Origin of the sequence: Intestinibacter sp. (assembly GCF_051866655.1) — a bacterium.
Classification (GTDB): Bacteria; Bacillota; Clostridia; order Peptostreptococcales; family Peptostreptococcaceae; genus Intestinibacter.
Genome location: NZ_JBJDXL010000080.1, coordinates 1 through 1,633, shown reverse-complemented (window position 1 = coordinate 1,633; position 1,633 = coordinate 1). Strand labels below are relative to the sequence as shown.

The 1,633-nt window shown below is 31.7% G+C and carries 3 protein-coding genes; 2 read left to right on the top strand and 1 reads right to left on the bottom strand.

The window, feature by feature from the left end; genetic code table 11:
- Nucleotides 1-362, top strand: a 362-nt coding sequence (locus ACI3VO_RS02205; protein WP_439756341.1) for a DUF4363 family protein, incomplete at its 5' end; no start/stop codon positions are given.
- A 20-nt stretch (nt 363-382) separates the two neighbouring features.
- Here the strand turns inward: ACI3VO_RS02205 and ACI3VO_RS02200 are convergent.
- Nucleotides 383-994, bottom strand: a complete 612-nt coding sequence (locus tag ACI3VO_RS02200) for an NUDIX hydrolase (protein WP_439756340.1) — start codon at nt 992-994, stop codon at nt 383-385.
- Nucleotides 995-1,186: 192 nt separating this feature from the next.
- Between ACI3VO_RS02200 and ACI3VO_RS02195 the strand changes: the two genes are divergently transcribed.
- Nucleotides 1,187-1,633, top strand: a 447-nt coding sequence (locus ACI3VO_RS02195) for an NAD(P)/FAD-dependent oxidoreductase (protein WP_439756339.1), incomplete at its 3' end; no start/stop codon positions are given.

Below are 1,633 nucleotides of genomic sequence, written 5' to 3'. Positions count from 1 at the left end.
CCCTTACATGGGTGGTTTTATTTATATTTTTTGGAATTTATATAGACAACAAGGTAGAATCCTTTGGAATGGAGTATATAGACGATATAGAAGCCACTTACTATGTAGTACACGATGGCGATTGGACTAAATCAGATAAAATGCTAGACGACCTATCTAAAAAGCTAGAAACACAGAGAGATCTATGGTTAAAGGTGTTAAATCATCAATACTATGACGATATACAATTAGAGCTCAATTTAGTAAAAAACGCTATTTACTGTGAAAATAAAATAAGGGCTTTAGAGGGTTTGGAAAAGACAAAATCTATATTATTAAACATAATTGACGACGAAAAATGTAATTTGAATTATATTTTTTAAAAGGGCAGATGCCCTTTTAATTATTTTTTTAGAAGAGTTAGAAAGTTTTCTAGAATTCTAGCTGTTATTCCCCATATTATGTAATTTTTATATTCGTAAAATAAAACCGGATACTTGCCTACTGCGAACTTGTAATTTTTTTTATTTGGTATTCTATCGTATGGAAAATCGTCGCTTGGATCTATTTTTATTTCGTTTTCAAATTCCTCTGGGGAGTAGTCCATCAAATAATCTACAGGAGCAGTAAATGTGTGATCCACTTCAGCTGTATTGATGGATAAATGCTCTGCATCTTTTATTATTCCCACGTATGGATGAATGATTAAATTAGAGTGATTTACATACAAATCTAGTGGAGAAATTATCTCTATATTTTCAGGGACAGTACCTAATTCCTCGCATGTCTCTCTAATACATGCATCAATTGGCTTTTCTCCTTTTTCTATTTTACCTCCAGGAAAAGAAATCTCATTTGGTTGTCTTCTCAAGGTTTTAGCTCTAACCTCAAATAAAATTTCACAGGAATCGTCTTTTTGAATCAACGGAATTAGCACAGAAGCCCTTTTCATATTTTGAAAGCCGTTTATGTATGGAACGAAGTTTTTAAATTTGTCTTCTATGTCTTTAATCATAAGTATTTTCACTTCCCTTTAAAAAAATAAATTCACATATAAATATTATAAACTAGAATAAAAAAAATATAAATCATTATCAAAATGAAAAAAATATGTTAAAATTAATGAAATATTATCAAAATAAGTATAAAATAATAAATAAAATACAAAATACGAGCTAAATTTGTTCGTATAAGGGGGGACTTTAAGTTGGATAAATTATATGACGTTATGATAATTGGCTCTGGAGTGGTAGGAAATGCCATTGCTAGAGAGATGTCTAGATATAATTTAAAAATAGGTGTATTAGAAAAAGAATTAGATGTATGTAATGAGACAAGCGCTAGAAATTCTGGGGTTCTACACGCTGGGTTTAACAATAAGCCTGGGACACTTATGGCGAGATTTTGTGTAGAAGGAAATCAAGGCTTTGATCAAGTTGCTGAAGAATTAGGGGTGCCTTTTAACAGATGCGGTAAGCTTGTAGTAGGCTTTACTGAAGAGGACAAGCAAAAATTAATCGCCATGAAGGAACAAGGTGAAAAAAACGGTGTAAAAGGTCTAGAAATAATAGGCAGAGAAAAAATAAAAGAGATCGAGCCACATATAGACGGCGAATTTGCGATGTGGTCTAAGACAACAGGTGTATTAAATCCG